Below are 20,989 nucleotides of genomic sequence, written 5' to 3'. Positions count from 1 at the left end.
CGCCGTGCCCGTCCGGCACGGCGTACCCTATGCCTCATGCTCTTCGACCTCCCCGACCACGACACCCTCTACCGGGCCCTGCTTGAGCGTGATCCCGCCTATGACGGCCATGTCTTCGTCGGCGTGACCAGCACGGGCGTTTTCTGCCGGCTCACCTGCCCCGCGCGAAAGCCTAAGCTCGAAAACACCCGCTTCTTCGACTCCGTCGCCAGCTGCTTCGAAGCGGGCTTCCGCCCTTGCCTGCGTTGCCGGCCGCTCGATCCCGTGGGCCAGCGCGAACCCATGGTCTCGGCCCTGCTCCGGCGGCTGGAAGAAGAGCCGGAGCGGATCTGGTCCGAGGACGACCTCGTCCGCCTCGGCTACGATCCTTCCACCGTCCGCCGCGCGTTCAAGCGCCACCTCGGCCTCACCTTCCTCGACATGGCCCGCCTGCGCCGGGCCGGACGTGGCATGGATCGACTAGCGGCGGGAGCCAGCGTCATCGACGCACAACAGTCGGCCGGTTACGACTCCGGCAGCGGCTTTCGCGAAGCCATCGTCAAGCTGATCGGCGACAGCCCGGCCGAGCTGCGTGGGCGCGAACTGCTCAAGGCCGACTGGATCGAAACCCCTATCGGCAGCATGCTGGCAGTCGCGGATACCCATGCCTTGCACCTGCTCGAGTTCTTCGACCGCGCAGCCTTGCCCACGGAGTTGAAGCGGCTGCGCGAGGCGAGCCGCTCCACGATCACGTTCGGCCGCACGCCGGTCATCGACCGTATCGAGGCCGAGCTGCGTGATTATTTCGCCGGAACCCGGCTGGCCTTCGAAATACCGCTCGCCCTGCATGGTTCGGTATTCACCAAGGCCGTGTGGGACGAGCTGATCGCCATTCCACCGGGGACGACGCGCAGTTATTCGGACGTCGCGGCAGCCGCGGGACGGCACACGGCGGTTCGGGCGGTCGCCCGGGCCAACGGAGCCAACCAGATCGCCATCGTCATCCCGTGCCACCGGGTGATCGGGGCGGATGGGTCGCTGACCGGGTATGGCGGAGGGTTGTGGCGGAAAGACTGGCTGTTGCGGCACGAACGGAAGGTGGCGGCAACTTGATCGCGGACAGGGCCACTGTTCATGCCTGGTGGGAGCGGACCCTGTCCGCGATGGGAGCTTGCCTCAGCCCAACACCGGATACGGCCCTTCGGCAAACACCTCGTCGTGATACCCCTTCACGCCAATAGCCCGAGCCAGTTCGCTACGAAAATCCTCACCGCGCCGCAGGCATTCCAGCACGAAGGCGAAATCGCGCTTCGGTGCCCAGCCAAGGTCGCGACGGGCGCGAGTACTGTCATAGACGCGGTCCATCGAGGGCAGTAACTTCCACCCGTGCGCCGCATAAAGCGCATCCACCTCGGGGAACAACCCCCGCACCACCGTGGCCGCATCGTGGCGTAACGCGGCGACGGCGTCCCGCGAAAAAGGTGTCGGCGCCGAGACGATGTAACGACCGAAACCCAGCGACGGCGCCCGGTCGAGTGCAAGCAGATGCGCCTCGACGATGTCCTCGATGTCGGCTCGCCGATACAGCAGTTCATTGGCCTGCATGTTCAGCGTGCCGTACGCCGACCGTACGCTCGCATTGTCGTCGTCCTCGGGAAAGAAGCGCGAGGTCCGCAGCACGAGCACCGGCAAATGTTCCTTGCGCGCCACCAGTTCGCACATGCCCTCGGCGGCGATCTTCGTCGCGCCGTAGATGTTCTTCGGCACGGGCACGACGTCTTCGTCGATCCATGCCGCCGGTTCGCCGGGTGCTGGAGACAACGCCGCGCCGAACGTGCTCGTCGTGCTGGTGAAAACGAACGAGCGCACGCCATGCGCCACCGCGGCCTCCAGCAGCGCCACCGTGCCGCCGACGTTGGTGTCGACGAACTGCCGCTTGGAATGCGTCGCGACGTGCGGCTTGTGCAACGTGGCGGCGTGGATCACGCGGGTGACGCCGGACATGGCATCACGCACGAAGGCCTCGTCGGCGATGGAACCGACGACATCCGTATGCGACGAGGGCTTGATGTCGAGGCCCTTCACCGCACGACCGTCCGCTCGCAAGCGGCGCACGAGCGCCTCGCCGAGATGACCCGCGCTGCCTGTGACGAGAACGGTCATCGCATCCTCACCAGATGAGGTCGTCGGGCACGACGAACTGCTTGTAATAGTCGTCGACATCTTCTTCCGACGGCGCCGCGGCACCTTCCTTGCGCCCGTGGTCGAGCACGATCATATCCGGCGCGCGGGCGTGGATCTTGTCGGCGGGCAAACGAGGAATCAACTCGTAGCCCTCGCCGGCACGTGCGATGGCGAGCGCGCCGGATGCCAGTTGCACGCGGAGCGCGTCGTTGACGAAGATGCTGGCGATCTTCTCGCCATCCGGAAAACGATAAGCGCTGTCGCCTTCGCGCTTCACCTTGGTCGTCTCGATGATCTGGCGCACCTGTGCGCGGATTTCCTTCGCACGAGCCTCGGCGTTGCGCTCGGCGGCCAGGGCCCGGTCACGTTCGGCACGTTCCGCCTGCAATTTGCGTGCATCGATGGAGTCATCGACAGGGGGCGGCGGGGCCTTGCCCTGCCGCTGCTTGGCCTGGTCGCGCACGATCTTGGCGGCCTTGTCTTTCTTGACCAGGCCGGCCTTGAGGAGTTGTTCCTGTAATGGATTGCGCATATCGAGCATTTCGTTCCAGCGGGGCTTCGATTCTAGCCCGAAGGGTTGGTTACATCGCGTTACGTGCCTAGGCTTGGTGGCCTCCCCGGAGGTAGAACGAATGCACGTCCTCATTTCCCCGCGCTCCCTGCGCCTGAGCCTGGCCCTGGCCACCCTCCTTGCCACCCCCGCGTTCGCGGCCGACCGGTTGCCGCCACGCGCGGAATGGAAGGCGAGCAGCTCCTCCCAGCAGGTGCCCGCGCTGGCGCCCGAACACGCCATCGACACCGATGAGACCACCCGCTGGGGTGGCGCCTTCAGCCCGGGCCAGTGGTTCCAGGTAGACCTTGGCAAGGTGGCGAAGGTCGGCGGCGTACGGATCCACTGGGACAGTGGCTTCGCCGCCGCGTACTCGATCCAGACCTCCGTGGATGGCAAGGATTTCCGTCCCGTCTACACCGTGACCGACTCGCCCGGCGGGACGGAATACCTCGTGTTCCCCGCCACCGAGGCACGCTTCGTACGCCTCGCTGCGCCGGCGCGTACGGCGGACTGGGGCGTGTCCGTGTTCGAGTTCGAGCCGTTCGCGGCTGCCGATGCGGCCCGCATCGCCGGCCTCGATGGCAAGGACGATGGTGCCTCGCTCTGGTCCGACGGCCACGCCAGGGGGATCGTCGGCAAGGGACCCCGTGGCACGCGGCAACTCGACATCGCCCTGCCCCGTCCGTTGGACATCGCCGGTGTCGAGGTCCTCTGGGACGGGCCGCGTGATGGGGCCACGCTCCAGGCACGCGACGCCAAGGGCGCCTGGTCGACCCTCGACAGCGACCCCGGGAGCCTCGGCGACAGTTCCTATCTCGCGGCGCGCGAGGCTCGGGACGTTGGCGCGTTGCGTCTCGTCGTCGGCGCGAAGGACGGCACCACGCCTCGGATCAAACGCCTGCGTTTCCTCGGCCCCCTCCGCGCCATGACGCCGATGAAGCGCTACCAGGTAGCCGCTTCACGCGACAACGCCGCGCTGTTCCCTTCCTCGCTGCACATGCAACAGGTGTACTGGACGGCGGTCGGTGTGCCCGCTGGGCTGCAGAAGTCGATCTTCGACGAATACGGCGACATCGAACCGTTCAAGGGCGGCCCGCAGATCCAGGCCATCTGGCGCGATGCGTCGGGCCGCACCGCCGTCTCCGACGGCACCGAGCGGAAACACGCGCTGCGCGACGGCTGGAAGCCCATGCCGTCGGTGAGCTGGACCGCGCAACCGGGGCTCTCCATCACCAGCGAGGCCATAGCGGTACAAGGTGACGGACAGCCCGTCGTCCTCCTTCGCCATCGCCTGCACAACGATGGCGCCACCGTCGTCGACGGCACGCTGTCCCTGGTCGTACGTCCGATCCAGGTCAATCCGCCCTGGCAAAATGGTGGCGCATCGCCGATCCACGACATCGCGATCACCGGCACCGGCGCAAGCACGAACGTGCGCGTGGAAGGAAGGACGCTACTGACCTCCCTCACGCCGGTGGACCAGGCCGGGGCCGCTCCATTCGGTGCGCATGGCGAGACGGAAATCACCGCGAACGCGGCGGCGGGTTCCGCGCCCGCCGCCAGGGAAGCCCACGATCCGGACGGTCTCGCCGCTGGACTGCTCGGCTACCGCGTACACCTTGACCCCGGCCAGACGCGCGACATCGTCCTCGCGTTCCCACTCGGCAACGCACCAGCCGATGCGAATGGCCGCCTTCCCGAACCGCCACCGATCGATCGTTCCGCTTTCACCGCCGCCGGATACGACGCGTTGGCGGCCGAGGTGTCCGATGAATGGCAGAAGCGCCTCGGCAGCGTGGGCATTTCGCTACCGGACGAATCGCTCGTGGATATCCTGCGTTCGCAGGCGGCATACATGCTGGTGAACCAGACCGGCCACGCGATGCAGGCGGGACCACGCAACTACAACCGCTCGTTCATCCGCGATGGCGCCGCGACCGCGTCGATCCTGTTGCGCATGGGCGAGATCAAGACCGCACGCGACTACCTCGACTGGTACGCGGCACATGCGGTGCACGAGAACGGCCTGGTCTCGCCTATCCTCAACGCCGACGGCAGCGTGAACCGCGGTTTCGGTTCGGACATCGAATACGACAGCCAAGGGGAATTCATCAATCTCGTCGCCGACGTGGCCCGCTTCGGCGGTGGCCCCGCCAGCGTGAAAGACTATCTGCCCAAGGTCCGTGCCGCGATGCGTTTCATGCAGGAACTGCGTGAACGCACGATGGTGCCGGGATACCTGTCGAACCTGCCTGCGTCCGAACGCTTCCACGGGATCATCGCCCCGTCGATCAGTCACGAAGGTTACTCCAGCCCTACGCATAGCTACTGGGACGACTACTGGGCACTGAAGGGCTGGCACGACGGCGCGTGGCTTGCCGAGCAATGGGGCGACAAGGAGCTGGCTGCCTACGCGCGCGGGCAGTACGCGGCCCTGCGCGAATCGCTGCGCAAGTCGATCGAGACGACGATGGCCTGGAAGGGTTCCGATACCATTCCCGCCGCCGCCGATCTCGGTGACGGCGATCCCACCAGCGTATCGATCGCACTCGATCCTGCGGGACAGATGGACGTCCTGCCGCACGATGCGCTGGTGAGGACTTTCGACCGTTACCTCGCCGACGTACGCAAGCGCGAAACACCGGGTGAGTTGTTCGCATACACGCCGTACGAATTGCGCAACGTGCTGACCTACGTATATCTCGACCGACCGGACGACGCCGCCGAACTCCTCGCCGACGTCGTTCGCGATCGCCGGCCGCCCGAATGGAACATGTGGGCCGAGGTGGTGCATTCGCGCCTGCGCCATCCCGGCTATCTCGGCGACATGCCGCACACCTGGATCGGCTCCGAGTACGCGCGCACCCTCTTCGGCATGCTGATGCGCGAAGCCGACGACGGTTTGTACCTTCTGCCGGGGGCTCCGGCATCGTGGGTGACGGGAAGCGGCCTCTCGGTGACGCGGCTGCCCGTCGCCTACGGATCCTTGAGCCTGACCGCCCGCCGGGACGGCAAGACCTTCACGGTGACACTCGACCAAGGCATCCGCGCCGGCACGCCGGTGCGAGTGTTCTGGCCCGGGCGAGTGAAGCCCGTCAGGGTCATCGCCGATGGCAAGGCGGTCAAGGAATGGGATGCCGATGGCGTGAGGCTCGCCGGCCCCTTTCATATCCTCAAGGCGGAGTACTGACGCGATTACATGAATTCGACGAGAACCCTGACCCTGCGGCTGAAGCGCCCACCCCGCACGGTCGGGCGGATCTCACGCAAGCGCGCATTGAAGGTATAGACCTCGCCGGTGCCTAGTGCGTTGAACCGGGCCCCTACACCGGGAGCGATATTTTTTTCATTCTCGTCGGCAAGTTCCAGCCCGACATTCTCGGGCCCATCGAGCGTGAACAGGTCCGGCTGGCCGACGACCGCATCGCTGGCATCACCGAAGGTGAATGTCGCGACGAGGCCCACCGGCTCCTGGCACTGGTCCACCCTGAGATGGAAGGCCTCCCATCGCGTCGCCCGATCGGGCGTCGCGAAGTTACCCGTGTTGAAGGGGCCCAGTTCCACCGTCTGGTTGAGGTCCTCCGCGACGATGCTGCATGCAGGACGGATAAGCGTCAGGTCGTAGATCTTCATGTGACGAAACGGTTTGGTCGCAACGCCGTTGGGCTGATACGTCCATTGCTGGCCGATGGTCAGCTTGTCGAAGGCGCCGAATTCCACCGGACCCGTCATGCGGACGATGCGATACCCGATGTCGGCATGGTTGCTACGCACGGGATCGCCCAGCTTGAACGTGCGTTTATACTTGTGCGGGAATGAAAAGCTGGTGCCCTCCTGAAGTTCATCGATGTAGAGCTCGACACCGAATCCGGAGTCCTTTCCATCGACTGTCAACGGCACGAGACCATTGACCGTGACCCGGCTGTAGTCCCCTTCGAAAGTCGCCTCACCCTCCACGCACGTCGCCAACACGTTGCCATCGCCGTGTGCTTTCTCATCACGAACGACCGTTCCGGGAAGCATGTCGTTGGTGACGGTTATCTGCGCGGTCTGCCCGATCTGGTAGTAGCCGTCGGCGGAGTGGTAGCAACCGCCATCCTTGGCCCATGCCGTGCCGGACTGCCAGGATGCGCCGATAACTCCCGCAAGCAAAAAATTTCGACGTAATCGCCTGCTTGTATTTTTCATTGCTTACCTCGTTCCGTAAGGAGTGACATCCACGACGGCGTCGTGGGTGGGGAAGTGACTGTCCAGCCACGTGGTCCAGCGCACGGCACGGCGGATCAGGTCCGCGCGGTAACGTGCATTGAAGCGGGGAGTGCGCGAGTGGTAGTTCGACGCGCGCGTCCAAACATCGCCGCTGTCGTTACGCAAGTGTCCGCGTATGCGCCATGCGGCGAGCATGAAAGGGTAGCAGCCGGGTGCGGCGACGTCCGCCGCGGTGATGCCGTAACGGTCGAGGTCGCGAAGGTAGGCCGTATTGAATTGCAGCGCTCCTACGTCGAACGTTCCATTGTCATTGCGTACCCACTGGCCGGGCTTGCCGGCCTCCTTCTCCGCCACCGCGAGCAGCACGTTGGCGGGAACGTCGTAGGCGAGCGCGGCCCCGAGGGAGCAGGCGACCATTTCCTGGCGTTCGGCGGGGACAACCTTTTATTTCATGATTTTCTGAGCAACGACTCTTTTGGAGCCGTCGGCCTGGGGAGACACGGGTCATCCCCGCGCATCACGCAGCCGAGCTCGACAAACGCGAGCGCTGACGAAAGTGTGTAGGAATGCGCCGGCAATCCATATGGAAGTTTCCTCAAAATTTTGAGTTTGTTTCCGACCTTCGACGCAGCTCACGCTTTCATTACGTGGCCCTCTTTCTTAGGACAAGAACGCCCGTGCCGTGCTAAGTGCTACTCCAGCGCCCCGATTCCCATCTCGCGCGAGTCCGTGCGGCCACGGTCGTCCACCACGCGTACGAGGAAACGGCCGGAGCGTTCTGGTACCCACATCAAGGACTGGCCGCTCGGAACGCTGCCCAGATAGGCATCGTCCACGAACCAATAGAGTGTGTGCGAAGCGGCATCGGTCGTCGCCGAGAAAGCGATGCTTTCGCTGCCCAGGCGCGATACGCGTATCTGGTACGTGCTGCCTTTCAATGGCGAGGTGATTTTCGGTGGATCGCCCAAGGGTTGGCCGCCGCCCTGGCAATCCGGCAGCGACGGCGGAATCCTTCGGGGCATGCCTGCCTGGGCGAAAACGCGGGCGAGATCGGAGGGCCAGTATTCGTAGACCTCCGTACGCGTGCGCCCGGGATCGTAAGGAGGACACGCCGGCTTCCCTGTCGCCGTGTCGACCACCACGGGGCGATGCACATTGCTCACCTTGATCGGCGATTTTCCAGGGATGTACCACGTGCTTCCCACCTGGGGGCACCATGCGTTCGGCAAGTCGCCGCTGGCGAGACAGACGGGTATGCGGCGGAGATTCGGTGGATTGCGCCGGATGGGCTCGGCCAGGCCGGGGCGTTCGGCACGCAGTGCGTCTGCGATACGGAAAAACAGCGGCGCGGCGGCGTCCACTCCGACGAAAGCCGGGTTTCCCGCGCCATCGAAGTTGCCGATCCATACGACCAGCACGTAGGGACCGAAACTACCGGCGGTCCATGCATCGCGAAAACTCCACGAGGTGCCCGTTTTCCAGTAGATCGGAAGGCGCGAGGCCTGCGCGGCCACCGCGTCGTCAGGACGCGGATTCTGCCTGAGCATGTCCATGACCATGAAGCTCGCCTCCTCGCTGAGAAGGCGCGTGCCACCGCTCTTCGGCTGCGCGGCGAGCAGGCGCAGCGGTCGCAGTTCACCCCGATTGGCCAGCATCGCGTAGAGGCCGGAAAGCTCCTGCATGGTCACTTCACCGCCACCCAGCACGAGAGCCAGCCCGTAATGCTGTTCGCTGGCCATGCGCGAGACACCGGCATCCCGAAGGAATTGGTAAAGATTGGGATTGGCGAGCTTGGCCGCCACTTGCACCGCCGGAATGTTGCGGCTTCTGACCAGCGCCTGGGTCGCGGTCACCGGGCCCAGGAAATGGCCGTCGAAGTTCTCCGGGGTATACGGACCGAAGGCGGAAGGCACGTCGCGCAGCACGGTCTCCGGGTGGAGCACGCCCTGGTCGAAGCCCAGCGCATAGATGAAGGGTTTCAGCGTGGAGCCGGGCGAGCGTTTCGCCAACGTGCCGTTGACCTGCCCCTGGATCGACGCATCGAAATAGTCGGCGGACCCGACCATGGCCTTGACGCCCATGTCGCGCGTATCGACCAGGATCGCAGCCGCGTTCTTGATACCGCGATCGCCGCTGCGCTCGACGTATTGGCGCACCTGACGCTCCAGGCTGTGCTGGAGGCCGAGGTCGAGCGTCGTCGCGACGCGCATGTCACTGTCGCCGTCCAGGCGGCGTTCGGCAAGCACCTGCTCCACGAAGTGCGGCGCCTCGAACGGCAGCTGTGACAGCGGACGCAGGCGAAGGGGAAGGTCGAACAGCGGCCGCGCGCTCGCGTCGTCGGGGTGCTTCGCGATCCAACGCGAGAACAGTCGATCGCGCGATAGCTTGAGGCCCTTGCCGATCACGGCACTGCCGTCGACATGACCCGGAAGGCCTCGCGACGGCTCCTGCGGGATAACGGCAAGGGTGAGCGCTTCGGGCAGGCTCAGCCGCGCGGGTGCCTTGCCGAAATAGGCGAGGCTGGCCGCGCCGACACCTTCGACGTTACGGCCGTATGGCGCGGCGTTAAGGTATGCCTCGAGGATATCGTGCTTGGAATAGAGCAATTCCAGTTGTACCGCGCGGACTGCCTGCACCAGCTTTCCGCCCGGGCTGCGCGTGTCCAGGCGCCACATCAGCCTGGCGAGCTGCATCGTGATCGTAGAGCCGCCCTGTGCGTTGCCACGGCGCACGTAGGTCATCCACGCGCCGCGCACGAGACCCCAGGCACTGACACCGGGATGCCAGCGGAACCAACGGTCCTCATGCAGGAGGACGGCGTCGACGAGCGCCGGGGAAATATCCTCCAGCGGCACCCACAAACGGTACCGCTGGTCGCTCGCCAGTGTCAGCCGCAGCAGCCGGCCATTCGCGTCGTACACCGCCGTGGACGAGGGAAACCATGTGCGTAAATCGTCGTGCGGCCACAGGCGCAGCCCGACAGGCACGGCCACGAGCAGCAACAACGCCACGAGGACGTTGTGCCACTTGATGCGGTGGAAGAAGCATCCAACCTTTATGGCTTCCGCTCCACCGTCATCACGCCGCCGCCAGGGGCGCGTGCCTGTACACCGCGGTCGTAAAGCGATTCGACCAGGGCCGGGGGAATGACGAACTTGCCTGCGTTGGTCGCCTTGATCCGATAAACGAACTCCTGCACGTCACGGCTGGCGTAGCCATAGACGACCACGCGATCTTCGCGGACATCGGCGTACTCGGGTTTCCAGGTGGATTCCGGGTTGCCGATCGGCGAGCGCCATGCGGGCGTCTCGTCGCCCTCGCCGCCGTCCTCGCCCTGGACCGGTTCATCCCCCTCGGCACCCTCTTCCGCCGCCGACGCCGTCTCGTCGGATGAAGCCGTTGCCGCTTCCGATGGCGCCGTCGTGTCGAGCACGGGTTCGAATCCACCGGGCAGCAAGTCGACGATCGCGATGTTGTCGACGCCTTCGTCCTTCGTCGCGCGGATGCGCAGGTGCACGTCGATCTCGTCGCCGGTACTCACGCTGTCCACCGACTTACCCTTGGTATCCGTGTAAGTGCGGGTGATCTCCAGGCCGTCCTTGCGCGTGTCGCTGGACGGCTTGCGATCGAAGCCTGTCTGCGCCACGCCGTACCAGCCGGTGGAGTCCGCGTCGTTGACCAGCCGGAGGCGTTGCGTGCCGGCGGGCCAGTGCCCATCCAGGATCGAACCCTTCGCTGCGCCGATCGGCGCGACGGTTCCATTCGCGGCTACCGCGCCGATGGAGAGCTTGGCCGGGTCGCCTCCCGCATCCTTCGCCCATGCGTCCAGCGCGAGGATGATCATCGCCGAGGAGAGGGTGTTGTAGTGCCCCATGCCCAACGGACGGACCAGGTTCTCGACCGTCTCCGGCGGCAGGGCTTTCGCCAGATCGGGGAAGTGCTTCGATAGCAGGTACAGCACCGTGGCATCGCGAATGGGCGCATCGTAGTAGTCGCCATAGGCATACGACTCGTCCGTGGGCTTGCGTACGAGGATCTTGCGCGGCCCGGCGATCAGGTCGCTGGCCAGGCGATCCTGGTGGAGCAGCTTGTACGAAGCCGCCAGCCACGCGGCGGCGAGGTCGTTCTTCCACTCGTTCGCATGCACTTCCTGCAGGCGGCGCTGCAAGGATGCGAGGTCGTTCGTGGTGACATTGCCCTGCCGTGTCAGCAGATAGATGGCGTAAGCCCTCTGGCGCATCTCCACCAGCGAATCGCCGCTGTCGTTGGCGGCGATCTGGCGGAGGGCCTCGTCGGCCGAGGCCAGCATGTCGCGCGGCACGGTCACGCCGCGATCGCTCGCCTCGACGAGATAATGCACGGCGTAGTCGGTGGCGAAGGTATGTGCGTCGGGCGTCGCCGTCCACAGGCCGAAGCCGCCCTGCCCGTTCTGTCTCGCGCGCAAGACATCGAACAACGCTGCGACCGGGTCCGACGGGGGCGGCGCATCACCGGACATCCGGGCTGGCTTCACATCCCCGAACTCGGGGCGCTGCCCAAGGATCAGGGCGGGCATCGCCGCGCTGATCACCTGTTCGGTGCAGTAGTGCGGAAAATCCACGAGATACGCGGCAAGCCCGCGCGCCAGCACGACCGGCACGGTTGAGAAGGCCGCGTCGCGCTTTGCGTACTCATCGTGCATGTCGCGCAAGCCGGTCACATCGCCGCGCGAGTGCGCATCGACGTGACCGAAGGCGAGATCCGTGCGCATGGGCGATGCGGGACGCACCGACAGGTCGACACCCTGCTTCGCGGACTTGCCGTTATAGGACGCCGTGAAGCCCAGGTTGCCCGAGCCCAGCTTGTCCGTCGCGCGCACGCGGAAAATCGCCACGCCCTCGCGCATCTCGCCAAGATTCAGCGTTTTCGTCGCGTCACCCACGATCTGCAACTGCGGACCCAGCTTGAGGCCGACCGCGACAGGCACTTCCTTTCCGCCCAGGCCGGTCAGGTTGTTCGCTACGCCAACACTGATTTCCGCCTCGTCGCCCGGAGCGAGCGTGGTGGGCACGTTCGGTGAGAGGACGAAGTCGCCGCGAACCGTCGTGGCACCTTCGAACGTACCGATGCGATCCGGCGACACGCTGATCGCCATGACCCGCAGCTTGCCGTTGAAGTAATCGGGTACCTTGTAGGTCAGGTCGCGCGAGCCGTCGATGTCGACGATGCCCGACCAGTACGCCACCGGCTTGTCACGCTTGCGCCGGAACGGGTTCAGCTGGCGGCCGATCGCGCCGTCGGCATCGCCGCCCGGCGCGGCCATCGCCATCAGCTTCTGGAAATCGGGAATGATGAGATCGAGGATCTGCGAAGTGGATACCTCTAGCATGCGCTTGCGAAAGAAGTACTTCAGCGGGTCGCCGAGCTTGTAGCGAGCCACTTGCAGAATGCCTTCGTCCACCGCGAAGACCACGGCGCGCGTCGGATGGGGCGAGGTGACATGGAAGGTGACGGTATCGCCGGGCTTCACCAGGGCCGGGGCCTCCACGGCGACGCCATTGCGGCGCGCGTCCATGTTCACCGAGAACGGCACCACGCCGAACGACAGCGGACTCATGAAGATCTCGTCCGACGAAGGATCACGGACGTATTGCACGTTGATGTACCCGTTGCCTTCGAAGTCCGCGGGCACGGTGATGTGCTGCACCGTGCTCGTGGTATCGGCGTGGAACCAGGCGTGTGCGTAGACCTTGTCACGCTCGATGGTGATGAGGCCGCTACCGGCGTAGGGGGCACGGATGGCGATATCGACTGCTTCGCCTTGCGCGTAATCGGTCTTGGACAACGTGAGTTGCAATTCGGCATTGCGTTCCAACGACCGTGAGACGTTGCCTTCGCCAGCGACCGACCACGCCACGCGATTGACTTCCTTGCCGTTGGCATCCTTCACCACCAGGGCGAAGTTACCCGGCTTGTCCGTCGGCAATGTCACGTCGACGCCAGCGGCGGGGATGCTCAAGGGTACTTCGGACAGCGTCGACTCACGGGCCTTGGATTCGTACTTGAAGACACCCGAATCCTGTTTCGTGAGCACGGAAACATAACGGGTCTCCACGACTGCCTGCTTCAGCCCTGGCAGATCCATGCGTTTCGCGTTCGGATCGATCGCCACGAGATTGACGATGCGCTTCGCGTCACGGCTCACGTAGTCGAGGTTGTCGACGGTCTTGTAACCGACCAGCCAATCGTTCGAGGAGACCATGCCCTGCGTGGCCGCGGCCACACTGCGGCCACCTTCCGCCTCGTAGGCCTTGGCGAGGAAGTACAACTGATAGGTGGCGTCGGCGTACTTGGACAGGTCCAGTGCGAACTCCGCGTGGCCCTTGTCGTCGGTCTTCACATCGGCCAGCTTCTCCTCGAAGCCTTCCTTCGCCCGGCGCACGTCGTAGAAGTGGTAATCCTTGTAACTCGGGAACGAGGGGAACGCCGGGCGCAGGGTCAGGGAGCCTTCCACGCGCCGATCCGCCGCGGGCGTGCCGAACAGGTTCCGCACGTCGACCAGCGCTTTCAGCTGCGTGGGCTTCACCCAGCCTTCGGGCACGGCCGTCGACAGTGCCGCCGAGACCTTCATCCGGTCAGGCTGGAACTCCTTCACCTGGACCGTGGTGCTGCCGATCTGCGAGTACGGCTTACCGTCCTTGGCGATGTACAGGTTCACGGTCCAGTTGCCGGTCGGCGAGGTTTCGGCCGTGGTGTAGTCCAGTTCCGCGAAACCCGCGGCGTCCATGGCCACCGTCTGCTGGCGTACCGTGGTGCCGCGCGGGTCCACCACCTCGGCGATCAACGGCATGCCCGCGACGCTGCGCGTCCAGCTGTTGGCACGCACGATCATGCCCACATGGAAGAGGTCGCCCGGCCGGTAGATGCCGCGATCGGAGAACAGGTATCCCGACAGCTGGCCCTGGCTGTGCGCGTTCGGCTCACCCCCGATGTCGAAGCGGGAGAAGTCCAGGGTGCGGTCGTACGAGGTCACCGGCAGGAAGGACAGGTCGTCCCCCTGGCGCACCACGTACATGGCCGGTGCCTTCTCTTGCGTGAAACCCTTGAGATTGGCGAAGTGCGCGCGTCCATCCGCACCGGTGGTCTGAGTGAACAACGTGCTGCCGTTCTTCGCGATGACCGCCACGGAGGCGCCGCCCACCGGCGAGCCGCTGCGGATGGATTGCACGAAGATATCCTGGCTGCCGTCGAGCGACTTCTTGGCGATGACGCCGAGATCGGTAATGACGACGAGACGCTCGTCCTTCGGCCAGTCGTAGGGAGCGGTATCGGTGTCGTCCTCGCGAGCGGCATCGGCCACCGCGCCATCCGCATCCCCTCCCGCCTCGCGAGCCGCCGCCTCGCGGGCGGCTTTTTCGCGACGTTCGCGCGCTTCCTGCTCCGCCTTCGCGTCGTAGCCGGAGAGCTTGAGCAGGAAAATGCCGCGCTTGCCGGCGGCCAGGTACTGGCCCAGGTCGAAACCTTCGTAGTGCGCCTTGCCGGGACCTTCGTCCGGGAAGGAAACCTTCTTCACGAAGCGGTCCACGATGTGGTCCGGAGTGAAGCCATACATCTCCGGCTTCGCATAGCTGCCGGAGTTCAGCGACACCAGGTGCTGCAACTGGTCCGGCAACACGCGGCCGACCTCCACGCGCATGCCCGGGATGTTGCGCGACACCACCGAGACGCGGCGATCGCCGCTGAGCGAAAGCAGGGATCCATCCGCCATGAAGCGAAGCAGGCGCGGGTAGTCCGGCACGGTGAGCATGTCGACCCGCGCCTTGGGCATCACGTAGCCGCCGAACGAGGTCATGCCCTTGTCCACACGCACGTAGATGCGCTGGCCTGGCTGGGCGTGGTAGCGGAAGCTCTGCGTTTCCGACCAGTCGTTCTCGGTGGGCACTACCTCCGCCTTGAGCGGGGTGAAGGATCGCAGGTCGGCCTCACCCACTTGCGATACCGCATAATGCTTGTCGTCCCCTTCCGGCACGGCCCATACGTGCAAGCGCTTGGCCAGCTCGTTGTCGCTCACGGGGCCGCCGAAATGCATCACCACCACTTGTTCCGGCTCGAATCGCTCGTTGTCCACCAGCGTGGCCGAGACCTCGTCGAGCTTCAGGCTGTACTGGCCTGGCACGCGCACCGACGTCGCCAGCGCCTCTTCCGTGCCGTCGCCACCGCGGCTGCTGCGCACGCCATCGTCCAGCTTGACGCCCACGGCACCGTCGTCCCGGGGCAGCTGCAGCGGCTGCGAGTGCACGAAGGCGTTAAGACGGCGCTCGTCGTACGTGACACTGAACTTCAGGGCGGTCCCGCGCTTCTCCTCGCCATTGCGCAAGTCCAGCGAAAGGCGCTTCTCGAACTGCGCCGCATCCACGGGATAATTGAAGCCGAACTGGACGATCGTCTTTTTCTTCGTCGGATCCTGCGGATCCTGATAGAACTCGCCGTTGACGACCTTCGCGGTAAAGGGCGCGGTGCTGAAGCTGAAATGGTCGTCGGCCAGCAAGACCTGCGGCGCGAACACCTTCGCCTTGTCGAAGCTCACATCGATCTTGCGGCCCACCGGCCAGTCGCCCGCCGGCACGAAACGCAGCACGCGATCGTTTTCCCAGGCCCATTGGCCGGGCAGTTTCGGATCCATGGCGATGCCGTCGGTCACCGGCTTACCCAGCGATTCCAGCCGGGCCGCCGAGCCGGAGAAGGTCACGGTAAGGGGGTGGATCGTCACGGGGACGTGTTCGTAATCGCTGATCGCCGGCGCCGGCGCCTCGAAGCTCACCCGGTCCGGTTCCGCGGGCCTGGGCCTGTTCTGCCACCACTGCCAGCCGAACCATCCGCCGGCGACCAGCAGCAGGGTTCCGGCGACACTGCCGGTGAACTTCAGCGGATGGCTGCGGGCGACCCGGGCAGTCGCCGGCATCCAGCCGGGTGCCGACCAGGCCATGTTGCCGAAAATGGGCCTGAACAACCGGCCCAACAACCAGAACAGGCCATGCACGAAGCGCACGGGCAACAGGGCGATGAAACGAAGCAGATCCATGTGTCCCTTCCGATCCCATAAGATGACGGCGCAATCGCCGCCGTGCCGCGGATACGGCAAGGCCCGTCCCCCGCATCCACGGTGAACCGGCCTTCGCTTCGTATCCCCGATGACAATGCTGCGCGCGAACCGTGTCGCGGCTGCGACGGAATTCTGGCACAGCGCGGGACACGATCGGGGCTTTTTGCGGGCGTGTTGCAATAATGCGAGCGTGTTGCAATAGAACGATTCTGAAAATGCTTATCGATCGGATATGACGTGATCCGCCTCACGCATGCCGCGTAACGGCATGTAACAGGCGCAAACATTGCGCTATGGTCGCTACATTCGCCGACAACGTGAACATATGAACGACGACGCGACGGGTCTGATCGAGAGGGCGATCGCCACAGGCGACCACGAATTTCGTGAGTTGGCGGACTTCGCACCCGTGATGATCTGGCGATCGGGGCCGGACAAGCTCTGTGACTGGTTCAACAAGCCCTGGCTCGAGTACACCGGCCGCGACATGGCCGCGGAAGTGGGCAACGGCTGGGCCACGGGTGTGCATCCGGACGATCTGGAACGCTGTCTCGAAACCTATGTGGACGCGTTCGACGCGCGCAAGCCATTTTCCATGGAATATCGCCTGCGCCGGTACGACGGCCAATACCGCTGGCTGCTCGACAATGGCGCGCCTTTCCATCGCGGCGGGGCGTTCGCGGGCTATTGGGGCAGCTGCGTGGACGTGTCCAACCATCGCGACGCCGAGCGCGCCCAGCGCATCGTGATCAACGACCTGAACCACCGCATGAAGAACGTCCTTGCGGTGGTCCAGGCCATGGCGATGCAGAGTTTCACCGACGATCGTCCGCTGGACATCTCCATGAGCGCCTTTGGCAGCCGCCTGCGCGCGCTGGCACGCGCGCACGACCTGCTCCTGGACCCCTCGCGCAACGACCTTACCCTGCACGGGGTGATCCAATCCGCCGTCGCCCCGCACGACCCGGGAAAGGCCCGGATCACGTTCGAGGGCCCGCCTCTCGTGCTCGACCCGGAAGCCGCCGTGGCGATGGCCATGGCTATACATGAGCTGCTGACCAACGCCGCCAAGTACGGTGCGCTGTCCACGCCGTCAGGCACGGTGGCGATCGCCTGGACGTACGTGGAGACGCCGGAACCGGGCAAGGCTCGCCTGGAATGGAAGGAGCGCGGCGGTCCGCCCGTCGCCGCCCCCATGAGACGCGGATTCGGCACGCGCTTCATCGAGCGCGTGCTGTCCGGCCAGTCGCGCGGCCAGGCCGCCATCCGCTTCGAGCAGGACGGTGTTCGCGCCGTCTTCGAAGCCACCGCGGGACTGCCCTGGTCCCCTCAGCCCAAGAAGAATGCCCCGGGTTGAATAAATGTCGGTCGCCCTTGTCGATAAGGTCGGGCCACAATCGACGTCTCCATGAACACCGGGAGTCCTTCCCGGTGACCAGCAAGGAGAACGGCGATGCGTTTCATGGTGATCGTAAGGGCGAACGAGGACTCCGAAGCCGGCAAGATGCCGAGCGAGGAAATGCTCACGGCCATGGGCAACTACAACGAGGAACTGGTCCGGGCCGGCGTCATGCTGGCGGCGGAAGGCCTCCACCCCAGTAGCAAGGGCGCCCGCGTGCGCTTTTCCGGCAATGGCCGCGATGTCATCGACGGCCCCTTCGCGGAGGCCCGCGAACTCATCGCCGGCTTCTGGCTCATCCAGGTCCGTTCGCTCGGCGAGGCCATCGAATGGGTCAAGCGCGCACCCAACCCATTCGAGGGCGAATCCGAGATCGAGATTCGCCAGATCTTCGAGGCCGAGGATTTCGGCGTCGAGTTCACCCCGGAAGCACGCGCCCAGGAAGAACGCCTGCGCGCCGAACTTGCCTCACACCATTGACCCACGACAGACGGAGTTCGTCATGAAGATCCAGCCTTACCTCTTTTTCAACGGCACCTGCGAAGCGGCCTTCCGATTCTACGAGAAGGCGCTTGGCGGCAAGATCGGCGAATTGCATCGATTCAAGGACATGCCGCCACAGGAAGGCGCCGCCGACGACGGCTGCGGCGGCATGTCGCCGGAAGCGCTGGCGGCCATGGGCGAGAAGGTCATGCACGTGAACCTCGTCGTCGGCGACCAGACGATCATGGGATCGGACAACCCCGACGATTCCAAGGACGGCATCCACGGCGTCACCATCACGCTGGGATTCACCGATGTGGAGGAAGGCCGCAAGGTATTCGAAGCGCTTTCGGAGAAGGGCGACGTGCAGATGCCGTATGGCGAGACCTTCTGGGCCAATGGTTTCGCCATGTTCAAGGATCAGTTCGGGGTGCCCTGGATGATCAACGCCGGTGACAAGCCCAGCCCGTGAGGAGCCAACCATGCAATTCCTGATAATCCGCAAGGCGGACAACGATAGTGAAGCCGGCGCACGTCCCACGCGCGAACTCATCGAAGCGATGGGCGACTACGTGGACACGCTTGCGGCCGAGGGCCGTTTTCTCGCCGGCGAAGGCTTGAAACCCAGCAGCGAAGGAGTGCGCGTCACCTTCGGACCGGACCGGAAGGCCGTGGTGCAGGACGGCCCCTTCGCTGAAACGAAGGAACTGGTCGCCGGCATCAGCATCATCGAGGCCGGATCGATGGACGAAGCCGTCGATTGGGTGAAAGGCTGGCCGACGGAAGATGCGCACGGCGATGCCGTGGTGGATATCCGGCCGATCGGCTGCCCGGGCGGCCTGGGCGGCTTCGGCGATCCCAGCGAAGCCGATTCCCCCCAATCCCGTTACGTCGTGATGTTGAAGGCGAACGAGCGCAGCGAAACCGACTGGAACCCCGGTCCCGAGATCCTCGGCCGCATGGTCGAGGCCAACCGCGCAGGGCACGAGGCCGGATTCCTCATCGCGGGACATGGACTGTCGTCCAGCCGCCACGCCAAACGGGTGGGCTTCAGCAAGGGCAAGCCCACGGTATTCGACGGCCCCTTCGCGGAGATCAAGGAGATGGTCGCCGGTTTCTGGGTGCTTCGCGTCGACAGCCTCGACGACGTCATCGCCTGGACGGAAAGCTATCCGTTCCCCGACGGCAACGACGCCCGGCTGGAAATCCGCCAGCTCTACCGCATGGAAGAACTGATGCCCGTGGCATCCTGATTGCCGCAACGCGGCTTGCCACGCATGACGGCGAATGCTGTCATGCGTGGCCATGACGAAACACGACACCCATCGCGCCATCGATGCGATCTGGAAGATCGAGTCGCCTCGCCTGATCGCCACGGTCGCACGCATGGTGCGTGACCTCGACCTGGCCGAGGAACTGGCCCAGGACGCACTCGTTTCCGCCCTGGAGCAGTGGCCGCGCGAAGGCGTGCCGCGGAATCCCGGCGCATGGCTGACCCAGGCAGCGAAGCACCGCGCCGTGGATCGCATCCGGCGAGAACGCATGGCCGGCCGCAAGCTCGAAGCCCTTGGCAAGGACATGGAGGGTTTGCTCGAGTCGGATGATGACCGCCTGATCGATGCGCTCGACGACGACATCGGCGATGACATGCTGCGGTTGATCTTCACCGCCTGCCATCCGGCGCTGTCGATCGAGGCACGCGTGGCATTGACGCTTCGCCTGCTTGGCGGACTCACCACCGACGAGATCGCACGCGCCTTCCTCGTTCCCGAGGCCACGGTCGCCCAGCGTATCGTGCGGGCCAAGCGTAGCCTGGCGGATGAAGCGGTGGCCTACGAGGTGCCTCGCGGTGACGCCTTGAAGGAACGCCTCGCTTCCGTGCTCCGCGTCCTCTACCTCATCTTCAACGAGGGCTACGCCGCCACGACCGGTGGCGACTGGATGCGTCCCGCGCTCTGCGATGAAGCGCAGCGCCTGGGCCGTATCCTCGCCGAGCTGATGCCCGGTGAAGCGGAAGTCCATGGGCTGGTGGCGCTCATGGAAATACAGGCGTCCCGCGCAGGCGCACGTACCGGCCCGGATGGCCAACCGATCCTGTTGCTCGACCAGGACCGGCACCGCTGGGACCGCCTGCTGATCGGGCGCGGCCTCGCCGCGCTGGAACGCACCGAACGCCTGGGCGGAGCGCATGGCCCTTACGCGCTACAAGCCGCCATCGCGGCCTGCCATGCGCGCGCCACGCGTGCGGACGATACCGATTGGCCTCGCATCGCCGCGTTGTACGCCGAACTTGTCGAGGTCGTGCCCTCGCCTGTCGTCGAACTCAACCGCGCGGTGGCCGTGTCGATGTCCGAGGGACCGGACGCCGCCTTGCCCATCGTCGAAGCGCTCATCGGGGAACCCGCGCTACGCGACTATCACCTGCTGCCCAGCGTGCACGGCGACCTCCTGTTCCGCCTCGGCCGCATGGACGAGGCCCGCGAAGCGTTCCTTCGCGCCGCGCGCATGACACGGAACGAACGCGAACGCACCTTGCTCGAATCGAGGGCCCATGCCTGCAAGGCCGCGACACCTGATTGAGCCTGACATTTTTCCATGGACGACTACTTCGCCTGATCCGCTCAGTGCGTGATGTCGATCTTGACGTTGGTGCCATCGGGCACGTCCTGCAGCTGTTGCAGTACCGAACCGGTCAGCTCGAAGTGCTCCTTGGCCGGCACGGGATTCAGGTTCTCGACCGTGTACTCGCCCTCGGCGAAGACCGGCAGGGTGACATAGGTGTAGCACTCGCCTTCCGCCCGCGTCTTCCCCGCCTCGATCAGCGCTTCGACCAGGGGCGGCAACAGCCAGTCTTCGGCGATCTCCTCGCGCAACAGGTTGTTGAATCCCGGCACGCTCTCCGCGACACGCTCGATTTCGGCGGTACCGGTGTTGAGCCAGAAGATGCCGCCTTCGTCCGCTTCGTAGAACATGTCGCCCAACGCGGTGAACAGCAGGGGCGTGAAGGCGTCGCCGATGCGCCAGCGCCAGGATTCGGCGAGCGCGTCGATGGCCTCCTTGTCCGGCGTGCAGATGAGGTCGTTCCAGGAGAGGGCCATGG

Annotated in this window: 13 protein-coding genes and 1 pseudogene; 7 read left to right on the top strand and 7 right to left on the bottom strand. The window is 65.1% G+C overall.

What is annotated here, in order from left to right; translation table 11 throughout:
• Positions 1-36: 36 nt before the first annotated feature.
• Complete coding sequence (locus ACN9M2_RS00670) at positions 37-1,092, top strand: bifunctional transcriptional activator/DNA repair enzyme AdaA (protein ID WP_426286280.1); 1,056 nt, start codon at positions 37-39, stop codon at positions 1,090-1,092.
• A 63-nt stretch (positions 1,093-1,155) separates the two neighbouring features.
• Here ACN9M2_RS00670 and ACN9M2_RS00665 read toward each other — a convergent pair whose 3' ends face one another.
• Positions 1,156-2,142: an NAD-dependent epimerase/dehydratase family protein gene (locus ACN9M2_RS00665; protein ID WP_426286279.1), complete on the bottom strand. Its 987-nt coding sequence runs from the start codon at positions 2,140-2,142 to the stop codon at positions 1,156-1,158.
• A 7-nt stretch (positions 2,143-2,149) separates the two neighbouring features.
• A complete protein-coding gene (locus ACN9M2_RS00660; RefSeq protein WP_426286278.1) occupies positions 2,150-2,695 on the bottom strand; it encodes a DUF2058 domain-containing protein in 546 nt (181 codons plus the stop codon).
• A 100-nt stretch (positions 2,696-2,795) separates the two neighbouring features.
• On the opposite strand from ACN9M2_RS00660, the gene ACN9M2_RS00655 reads away from it, so the two are divergent.
• Positions 2,796-5,906, top strand: a complete 3,111-nt coding sequence (locus ACN9M2_RS00655) for a discoidin domain-containing protein (RefSeq protein WP_426286276.1) — start codon at positions 2,796-2,798, stop codon at positions 5,904-5,906.
• A gap of 5 nt (positions 5,907-5,911) precedes the next feature.
• Here ACN9M2_RS00655 and ACN9M2_RS00650 read toward each other — a convergent pair whose 3' ends face one another.
• The 4 genes and pseudogenes from ACN9M2_RS00650 to ACN9M2_RS00635 form a co-directional block, all read right to left on the bottom strand.
• Positions 5,912-6,904 (bottom strand): fimbrial protein, encoded by a 993-nt coding sequence (locus ACN9M2_RS00650; RefSeq protein ID WP_426286275.1) that lies wholly within the window; start codon positions 6,902-6,904, stop codon positions 5,912-5,914.
• Positions 6,905-6,937: 33 nt separating this feature from the next.
• Positions 6,938-7,342: pseudogene (locus ACN9M2_RS00645) on the bottom strand (hypothetical protein); the annotation flags it as partial.
• Between the two features lie 275 nt (positions 7,343-7,617).
• The gene (gene pbpC, locus ACN9M2_RS00640; protein ID WP_426286274.1) at positions 7,618-9,936 is read right to left on the bottom strand and encodes a penicillin-binding protein 1C; all 2,319 of its coding nucleotides are present in this window, start codon (positions 9,934-9,936) and stop codon (positions 7,618-7,620) included.
• Between the two features lie 44 nt (positions 9,937-9,980).
• A complete protein-coding gene (locus tag ACN9M2_RS00635) occupies positions 9,981-15,986 on the bottom strand; it encodes an alpha-2-macroglobulin (protein ID WP_426286273.1) in 6,006 nt (2,001 codons plus the stop codon).
• A 346-nt stretch (positions 15,987-16,332) separates the two neighbouring features.
• On the opposite strand from ACN9M2_RS00635, the gene ACN9M2_RS00630 reads away from it, so the two are divergent.
• The 5 genes from ACN9M2_RS00630 (at position 16,333) to ACN9M2_RS00610 (ending at position 20,469) form a co-directional block, all read left to right on the top strand.
• Positions 16,333-17,364 carry a sensor histidine kinase gene (locus ACN9M2_RS00630; RefSeq protein WP_426286272.1) on the top strand — a complete coding sequence of 344 codons (1,032 nt, stop codon included), beginning with the start codon at positions 16,333-16,335 and terminating at the stop codon, positions 17,362-17,364.
• A 96-nt stretch (positions 17,365-17,460) separates the two neighbouring features.
• The gene (locus ACN9M2_RS00625; protein WP_426286271.1) at positions 17,461-17,886 is read left to right on the top strand and encodes a YciI family protein; all 426 of its coding nucleotides are present in this window, start codon (positions 17,461-17,463) and stop codon (positions 17,884-17,886) included.
• 22 nt (positions 17,887-17,908) lie between these two features.
• A complete protein-coding gene (locus tag ACN9M2_RS00620) occupies positions 17,909-18,361 on the top strand; it encodes a VOC family protein (RefSeq protein ID WP_426286270.1) in 453 nt (150 codons plus the stop codon).
• 10 nt (positions 18,362-18,371) lie between these two features.
• The gene (locus tag ACN9M2_RS00615; RefSeq protein ID WP_426286269.1) at positions 18,372-19,142 is read left to right on the top strand and encodes a YciI family protein; all 771 of its coding nucleotides are present in this window, start codon (positions 18,372-18,374) and stop codon (positions 19,140-19,142) included.
• Positions 19,143-19,194: 52 nt separating this feature from the next.
• Positions 19,195-20,469 (top strand): RNA polymerase sigma factor, encoded by a 1,275-nt coding sequence (locus ACN9M2_RS00610; RefSeq protein ID WP_426286268.1) that lies wholly within the window; start codon positions 19,195-19,197, stop codon positions 20,467-20,469.
• 41 nt (positions 20,470-20,510) lie between these two features.
• Here the strand turns inward: ACN9M2_RS00610 and ACN9M2_RS00605 are convergent, their stop codons facing one another.
• Entirely contained in the window at positions 20,511-20,987 is a 477-nt protein-coding gene (locus ACN9M2_RS00605; RefSeq protein WP_426286267.1) for a T6SS immunity protein Tdi1 domain-containing protein, read from the bottom strand.
• Positions 20,988-20,989 lie beyond the last annotated feature (2 nt).

The organism is Luteibacter sp. E-22, from assembly GCF_049913125.1.
In the GTDB taxonomy this organism is placed as follows: Bacteria; Pseudomonadota; Gammaproteobacteria; order Xanthomonadales; family Rhodanobacteraceae; genus Luteibacter.
The sequence above is the reverse complement of the archived record's forward strand: the minus strand, read 5'-3'. Positions and strand labels throughout refer to the sequence as shown.